This is a genomic window from Streptomyces alkaliphilus, assembly GCF_014141535.1.
GTDB lineage: Bacteria > Actinomycetota > Actinomycetes > Streptomycetales > Streptomycetaceae > Streptomyces > Streptomyces alkaliphilus.
This window is the reverse complement of the sequence record NZ_VKHT01000196.1, coordinates 1-6,522: the sequence shown is the minus strand read 5'-3', so window position 1 is coordinate 6,522 and position 6,522 is coordinate 1. Positions and strand designations below refer to the sequence as shown.

Below are 6,522 nucleotides of genomic sequence, written 5' to 3'. Positions count from 1 at the left end.
GTGGAGGGGGAGGACGGCGGTCAGGCGCCGGCGGTCCGGGCGAGTGCCGAGGGGGTCCGGCAGCCGACGATGGCGGGGGCCTCGTGGACGAGGGAGTCGTCGGTCATCGCCTCCACCATGAACAGCGCGAAGTCCACCCGGCGGGTGAGGTTGCTGCTCAGCACCGGGTCGCCGACGTGGCGGCTCCACACCGGCAGGCCCTGGCTCTCGCCCTCCTCCAGGTCGCTGCCGCGCACCACGGTCCAGCGTCGGTCGCTCGCGAAGATCCGGCGGCACGCCTCGACCTGGTCCTTGACGTCGACGACGCGCAGCAGTCGGGCGAGGGGCCCGACGACGGCCGCCGCCACGCGGAAGCGGAGGGGGTAGACGTCCCTGCCGTCGCGACTGATGTGCCATCCGCAGGAGAAGACCAGGCGGGAGTCGACCGGTGCGTGGTCGAGCACCGCCTGCGCGGTGCCCGAGGCGTAGCCGTGCACGCCCCACGGCACCAGCACCGTCAGCACGCCGTCGCATCCGGCGACGGCCCGGCCGATGACCTCGGGATCGTCGGTGTCGCCGGGGACGAGGGTGATCCGGTCGGCGAACTCCTCGAGTTTGCCGACGCTCTTGTCCCGACAGACGGCGGTGACGCGGTAGCCCCGGTCCAGCGCGTGCCGCACCATGTACCGGCCCAGCTTGCCCGACGCGCCGATGACGCAGACCCGGCCGGTACCGGCGGTCCCGGACGGCCCGGCTCCGTCCCGTGCGATGTCGTGGTCGCTCATTCCGTTCCCCTTCCCGTGTCCGTGCGGGGCCGCACGGACGCTACCTTACGGCGTAAGGTCAGCTTACGCCGTAAGGCTGCCTTACGGCGTAAAGTCGCGTCAAGGCGCACAGCCCACCAGCCGGCGAGGGAAAGGGCGGAAGATGACCGGGAAGACCGGCGCGGAGGACGGGAAGCGGGCACCGCTGAGCGCGGAACGCATCCTGCGCACCGCGGTCCTGCTCGCCGACGAGCGCGGCATCGGCGCGCTCACCATGCGCGCACTGGCCGATCGGCTGGGCGTGGAGGCGATGTCCCTGTACCACCACGTCCCGAACAAGGCGGCGGTCCTGGACGGCATCGTGGACGCCGTCTTCGCCGGGATCGAACTGCCGTCACCGGAGGCGGACTGGCGGACCGCCATGCGCGACCGGGCGTTCTCCGCCCGCGCCGCCCTGACCCGGCACCGCTGGGCGATCGGACTGATGGACTCCCGGGCCCGTCCCGGTCCGGCCACCCTGCGCCACCACGACGCGGTGATCGGCACCCTGCGCCGGGCGGGTTTCCCGCCCGCCCTGGCCGCGCACGCCCTCTCGGCCATCGACAGCTACGTGTACGGCTTCGTGCTCCAGGAGGCGAGCCTGCCGTTCGACTCGGCGCCCGAAGCGGCCACGGTCGCCGGGGACATGCTCGACCGGATGCCGGAGGACACCTATCCGCACCTGGCCGAGATGATCACCGAGCAGGCCCTGAAGCCCGGGGACATCCGGGAGGACGCGTTCGGTTTCGGGCTCGACCTGCTGCTCGACGGCCTGGAGCGGCGGCACCGGGCGGACACCTCGGCGTGACGGCGCCCCGACCGGGCCCCGGGGGTGTCTCCCGGCTCATGCCGCGTGGTGTTCCCGGTGTTCGGCGATCTCGCGTTCGGCGGCGGCGACGTTCTCCTTGACCGCCAGGAAGCTGTCCGGCGCGACGGAGATCGAGTCGATGCCGGCGCGGACCAGGAGTCGTGCGAAGTCGGCGTCGTCGCCGGGGCGTTGCCCGCACAGCCCCACGGGCCGCCCGGCCCGGTGGGCCAGGTCGATCAATCGGCGGACGCTGTCCGGGACGGCCGGGGCGCGTTCGTCGAAGAGCGGGGCGAGGAGCGCGGAGTCCCGGTCGACGCCCGGGGTGAGTTGGGTGAGGTCGTTGCTGCCGATGGAGAACGCGTCGAAGCGTTCCGCGAAGCGGTCGGCGAGGATGATGTTGGCGGGGATCTCGGCCATCACCTGAACCCGCAGGTCACGCTTGCCTCGCGGCAGGCCGCACTCCGCCATGGCGGATCGCCCGGCACTCCAGGGCGAACCCGTCGCGGTAGCCCTCGCTGTGATAGCGGGAGGCGCCGCGCCGGCCGAGCATGGGGTTCTCCTCGACCGGTTCGAACGCCGCGCCGCCGATGAGGCGGGCATACTCGTTGGCCCTGAAGTCGCTCATGCGGACCACGACCGGGCGGGGCCACCGGGCGGCGGCGATGCGCCCGATGCCGTCGGCGAGGCGGTCGACGAAATAGTCGCCCCGCTCGGCGTAACCCCGGGTCAGCTCTTCGATGAGGGCGCGGTCGTGTTCGACGGTCACCTCCTCGAACCGGGCCGGGGCCATCGGGTGGACCCGCACGTGGGACGAGCACGGAGACGACGGACTCCCCCAGCCCGGGGGCGGCGTTGATCAGCGCGATGTGCGGGAAGCCGCTGTCGGTGTCGAGGGTGAACATCACCCCGGCGCCGGCCCGGTCGGAGCCGACCATGAGCTGCACCCCGACGGAGAGTGCCACGGCGAGGTGGTCGAAGCCGTGGTGTTCGCGGTAGCTGATCGCCCGGTCGGTGAACTGGGAGGCGTGGCAGCGTCGGCAGGCCGCCAACAGCTCCTCCTCGCCGCTGATGTGCAGGAAGCTCTCCTGCTGTCCGGCGAAGCCGGCCTCCGGCAGGTCCTCGGCGGTGGCGCTGCTGCGCACCGCCACGTCGGGGTCGGTCGTGTCCGTGCGGCGCCCCAGTTCGCGGTAGGCGGCCTTGATGGCGTCCGCGAGTTCCTCCAGCAGGGGGAGCGCAGGGTCAGGTCACGGATGGCCCGGCCCACCGGGGCGAGGTCCCGGCCGTCCCGGAGGGTCGCGAGGTGTTCCTCGACGCGGGGACGCAGGTGGGCCGCGTCGAGGAGGTCGGTGTGGGCGCGGGCGGTGGTCGCGAAGCCCGGGGGTACCCGGATGCCGTAAGGGGTGAGGCTTCGGGTGAGTTCCTCGAGGGAGGCGTTCTTGCCCCCCACCTCCGGGACGTCGGCGCGGGTGAGGTCGTCGAACCACCGGATCAGGGGTCGGGACTTGCCTGCCTGCGCGGTCATCGTGTTCCCTCTTCCCTCCGCTCGGCGGTGCCGTGGTGGGCCACGGGCGGGTGTCCGGGTGTCCGGATATCCAGCACAGCACCGGGCGGGGGGCCTCGCCACCGCCCCCGGGCCGGGCCGGCGGGGGCCGGGCCGCGTGGGAGCGATCGCGCCGTGACCGGGGTCAGCCCCCGGCCGCGCGCAGGGCATGGACGGTGGGGCCGAGCCCGGGGTCGTCGGCGAAGGTGTCGATGGCCGAGGACAGCGCCTCCGTGTACGTGGCGCGCGCGGCTCGGTAGCGTTCCCGCCCCTCGTCGGTGATGACGGCGTAGACGCCGCGCCTGTCCGAGGGGCACAGATCCTTGTAGGCGAACCCGGCCGCCTCCAGGCGTCCCACCAGGCGCGTCACCGAGGACTGCCCCAGGCCCACCCGCTCGGCCAGGTCCTGCATGCGCAGTTCGCTCTTCTCGGCGTGGTGCAGGTGCTCCAGGGATCGGTACTCCGACAGACCGAGCCCGTGGCGGCGCTGCAACTCGAGGGCCAGCTTGCGTTCGACGTGCGTGTGCAGGGCGAGGACCCGGTTCCACACGGTCCGGTCGGAGGCCCGCGAGGGCTCGGCGGGTGGGGTTGTCATCGCTGTCTCCCTGGATCACCGTTTGACAACAAGATACATGCTCATGCAAACTCCTGCCGTTCCCCGGTCGCGAGCCGGGACCACTCGGGCGTTTTTTTAGTTGCAAGTACAAGCAACCTCATTGGAGGTTTCGTGCTCCGACGCCGAGGCCCCGGCCCGGGACGAGGCGGATACGGGCCGGACCCGACCACCGCCCCGGGGACCGACCTCATGCCGGGGCGGGCCCACACCCGAGGGTCTCCCGCCAAGCCGTTTCCACCGCCGGACCACCGTGCCCGTGACGACGCGGGCCCCGGCCGGCCCCGCGACGCCCAACCCCCATCGAACGAAGGGACCTCCCATGCAGTGGCTCCACCTCGGTATCGCGATCATCTTCGAGATTGCCGTCGCCCTCTCCGCCGGTAGGGCCGAGGGCTTCACCAACCGCCGGTGGACGGCGGCGACCCTGCTCAGCGGCGCCGCGGCCACCTACTTCCTCAGCCTGGCGCTGCTGACCTTCAACGTCGGTGTCGGCTACGCCATCTGGACCTCCGTCGCCGGTGTCGGCATCACCCTGCTCGGAGCACTGCTCTTCGGTCAGCGTCTGAACTGGCGCAAGGCGCTGGGCATCGTCGTCATCATCGGCGGGGTCGTCGGCCTCCAGCTCAGCGGTGCCGCCTGAGCACCCCGTCGTGCCCCGTCCGAGTCACCCCCACCAGTCCTTCCCACGAAAGGATCCACCCCCATGTCCAACTCCGCTCCCAACCCGGCCCGCTCCTGGGCCATGCTCCTCCTCGCCGGGGGATTCGAGGTCGGCTACGCGCTCGCCGTCGGTGGCAGCGAGGGTTTCACCCGGTTGACCTGGTCACTGGTGGCCGTGGTGTTCTTCCTGTTGACCCTCTGGGCGCTCAGCGTCGCGCTGCGCACCATCGATGTCGGCATCGGCTACGCGGTCTGGGCGGGCATCGGAGCGGTCGGCGCCGCGCTGCTGAGCCCCGTCGTCTTCAACGAGACCCTCACCGCGTTCCAGGCCATGTGGCTGGCCGTCATCATCGCCGGCGTGGTCTGGCTCAAGCTCGCCGATCGGCCGCAGGAGGCCCCGCCGGCCGCCGCTTCCGGGTCCCGGGAGCTCCAGGGCGCGAACGTCTGACGTGTGGGTCCCGGCCCGGGCCCGTCGCCTTCCACCGACTTCACGGAAGGCGACGGGCCGCTTCCGTCCCCCGTCCGGTTCGGCGGTGGCCGTCCGGTCGCGGACCGGGCCTTGCGGCAACGCCGGCCGGGGACCGGGACCGAGGGACGCCGGCCCGCCGGCGAAGGCACCCCGCCCCCTCGCCCTCAGAGGCGTTCGAGGGTCCAGGTCTGGGCGACGGAGGAGTTGCAGGGCCACTGTGCGACGTTGGCCCCGCGATCGGTGGAGCTGCTGCGCACGTCGAGACAGAGACCGCTGTGCGAGGCGACCAGTTGGTGGGCGCCGTTGCCGAGGGGCTCCACCCGCCATTGCTGGGTGGCGGTGCCGTTGCAGGACCACATCCGGACGTTGGCTCCCGGACCGGTCTGGCTGCTCTCCACTTCCAGGCAGTTGCCCGAGATGGAGAGGGTGAAGGTGTCGGGGGTACCGGTCGCGCCGAAGCGGAAGCGCTGGGCGGCCGTGCCGTTGCAGGCCCACTGGTGGACGTTGACGCCGGAGGAGGTGTGGTCCGCGCCGATGTCCAGGCAGAGGTTGGCGCCGGTGCCCGCGTGCAGGCGGTAGGTCGCCCCGGCCGTGAAGGCGTCGCCCACCGATCGGGGCTCCGGCTCGGGCTCCTTCTCCGGTTCGGGCTCCTTCTTCGGCTCCGGCTCGTCCCCGGCCTCCGGCTCCGGGTCCTCCTCGGTTTTTGGATCGGCGGATTCCGGGGCCGGCGGGGGCTGCACGGGCGGGATGTACACGGGTTGTGAGGCCTCACCGGGTTCCGCTTCCCCCTCTTCCCCCTCTTCCTCCTCTTCGGAGGGCGAGGGCTCCGGCTTCGGGTCCGGGGCCGGGAGCGGCAGGAGGGACTGCGAGGCCCGCGGCTCCTCCGTGGAGGCCACCGTCTCGGTCCGATCACCCCCCTTGGGCCACACCGCGCCCACCGCCGCCACCGCGAGGGTGAGTGCCGCCGCCGTCGCGACACCGCCCCCGAGGGTCATGAACACCCGACGCCCGGGCAGCAGGCCCAGCCGCCCCCGGGTCGGCCGCTCGGCGAAGGTGGCGGCGAACGTGCCGGGCGGGTCCTGCTTGTCCTGTGTCATCGATGCCTCGTGGTCGGGATGCTCGAAACGGTCGGGGAGCGGCGCGGGCGTGGTACGGCGGCTCAACCGCCCTTCCCCGGTCGCGCGCGGTGTCCCCCCGACCTCCACGGGACCTCCCGGCGGAGGGAGGGACCGGAGGGGACCACGAGGCCCGGGGGGACCGGGCCCCACGGGCGGGTTCGGATCCGGTCCGATGGGCCGCTTCACCGCACCGCTTCGCCCCACCCCGGCGGTCGACGGCGATGACGGCCTCCGGATCGGGGACGGTGCGTGTCGATGTGTCGGCGGGTACGCCTCCGCGGCGGACCCCACACCGCCACACGCACCCGGGACGCCGGGGGTCGGCTCCTCGGACATCGAAGTCGGCTTCGGGAAAGACGAGTTGAACATCATCAAAGCCGTGGTTGATCGGCCGGGGTCACCCGGGTGGAATTCGTCGCCCTCCCCGTCGGTCGTCACGATGGGTGCGGCGATCAGCGACGGCACGGGAGGGACCGGACCGGCCGGGCCGGTCCCGATGCCGGGGACGGTGGAGGGGGCTGCTTCTCGA

8 protein-coding genes and 1 pseudogene are annotated in these 6,522 nt (G+C 72.6%); 3 read left to right on the top strand and 6 right to left on the bottom strand.

Annotated features, from left to right (window positions below; translation table 11 throughout):
• Positions 1-20 precede the first annotated feature (20 nt).
• Complete coding sequence (locus FNQ90_RS08985) at positions 21-764, bottom strand: NAD(P)-dependent oxidoreductase (RefSeq protein WP_182605879.1); 744 nt, start codon at positions 762-764, stop codon at positions 21-23.
• A 142-nt stretch (positions 765-906) separates the two neighbouring features.
• Between FNQ90_RS08985 and FNQ90_RS08980 the strand changes: the two genes are divergently transcribed.
• The gene (locus FNQ90_RS08980; RefSeq protein WP_182605878.1) at positions 907-1,590 is read left to right on the top strand and encodes a TetR/AcrR family transcriptional regulator C-terminal domain-containing protein; all 684 of its coding nucleotides are present in this window, start codon (positions 907-909) and stop codon (positions 1,588-1,590) included.
• A gap of 36 nt (positions 1,591-1,626) precedes the next feature.
• On the opposite strand, the gene FNQ90_RS28100 is transcribed toward FNQ90_RS08980, so the two are convergent.
• From FNQ90_RS28100 to FNQ90_RS08970, 4 genes and pseudogenes are all read right to left on the bottom strand, one after another.
• Positions 1,627-2,058, bottom strand: a complete 432-nt coding sequence (locus tag FNQ90_RS28100) for a putative PEP-binding protein (protein WP_267133032.1) — start codon at positions 2,056-2,058, stop codon at positions 1,627-1,629.
• Positions 2,024-2,380 carry a putative PEP-binding protein gene (locus FNQ90_RS28095; protein ID WP_267133031.1) on the bottom strand — a complete coding sequence of 119 codons (357 nt, stop codon included), beginning with the start codon at positions 2,378-2,380 and terminating at the stop codon, positions 2,024-2,026. Before FNQ90_RS28095 ends, FNQ90_RS28100 begins: the two co-directional genes overlap by 35 nt.
• Before the next feature lie 88 nt (positions 2,381-2,468).
• Positions 2,469-3,112, bottom strand: a pseudogene (locus tag FNQ90_RS28395) (PEP/pyruvate-binding domain-containing protein); the annotation flags it as partial.
• 163 nt (positions 3,113-3,275) lie between these two features.
• Positions 3,276-3,725, bottom strand: coding sequence for a MarR family winged helix-turn-helix transcriptional regulator (locus FNQ90_RS08970; RefSeq protein WP_182605877.1), 450 nt, complete (start codon positions 3,723-3,725; stop codon positions 3,276-3,278).
• Between the two features lie 340 nt (positions 3,726-4,065).
• On the opposite strand from FNQ90_RS08970, the gene FNQ90_RS08965 reads away from it, so the two are divergent.
• Both FNQ90_RS08965 and FNQ90_RS08960 read left to right on the top strand, forming a co-directional pair.
• Positions 4,066-4,386 carry a DMT family transporter gene (locus FNQ90_RS08965; protein WP_182605876.1) on the top strand — a complete coding sequence of 107 codons (321 nt, stop codon included), beginning with the start codon at positions 4,066-4,068 and terminating at the stop codon, positions 4,384-4,386.
• 63 nt (positions 4,387-4,449) lie between these two features.
• Positions 4,450-4,854 carry a DMT family transporter gene (locus tag FNQ90_RS08960; protein WP_182605875.1) on the top strand — a complete coding sequence of 135 codons (405 nt, stop codon included), beginning with the start codon at positions 4,450-4,452 and terminating at the stop codon, positions 4,852-4,854.
• Positions 4,855-5,039: 185 nt separating this feature from the next.
• Here FNQ90_RS08960 and FNQ90_RS08955 read toward each other — a convergent pair whose 3' ends face one another.
• The gene (locus FNQ90_RS08955) at positions 5,040-6,038 is read right to left on the bottom strand and encodes an RICIN domain-containing protein (RefSeq protein ID WP_182605874.1); all 999 of its coding nucleotides are present in this window, start codon (positions 6,036-6,038) and stop codon (positions 5,040-5,042) included.
• Positions 6,039-6,522: the final 484 nt, after the last annotated feature.

Bases quoted from the DNA above. Each gene is read 5' to 3' on its own strand.
- FNQ90_RS08985 (WP_182605879.1), bottom strand. From the start codon at position 764: ATGAGCGACCACGACATCGCACGGGACGGAGCCGGGCCGTCCGGGACC.
- FNQ90_RS08980 (WP_182605878.1), top strand. From the start codon at position 907: ATGACCGGGAAGACCGGCGCGGAGGACGGGAAGCGGGCACCGCTGAGC.
- FNQ90_RS28100 (WP_267133032.1), bottom strand. From the start codon at position 2,058: ATGGCGGAGTGCGGCCTGCCGCGAGGCAAGCGTGACCTGCGGGTTCAG.
- FNQ90_RS28095 (WP_267133031.1), bottom strand. From the start codon at position 2,380: ATGGCCCCGGCCCGGTTCGAGGAGGTGACCGTCGAACACGACCGCGCC.
- FNQ90_RS08970 (WP_182605877.1), bottom strand. From the start codon at position 3,725: ATGACAACCCCACCCGCCGAGCCCTCGCGGGCCTCCGACCGGACCGTG.
- FNQ90_RS08965 (WP_182605876.1), top strand. From the start codon at position 4,066: ATGCAGTGGCTCCACCTCGGTATCGCGATCATCTTCGAGATTGCCGTC.
- FNQ90_RS08960 (WP_182605875.1), top strand. From the start codon at position 4,450: ATGTCCAACTCCGCTCCCAACCCGGCCCGCTCCTGGGCCATGCTCCTC.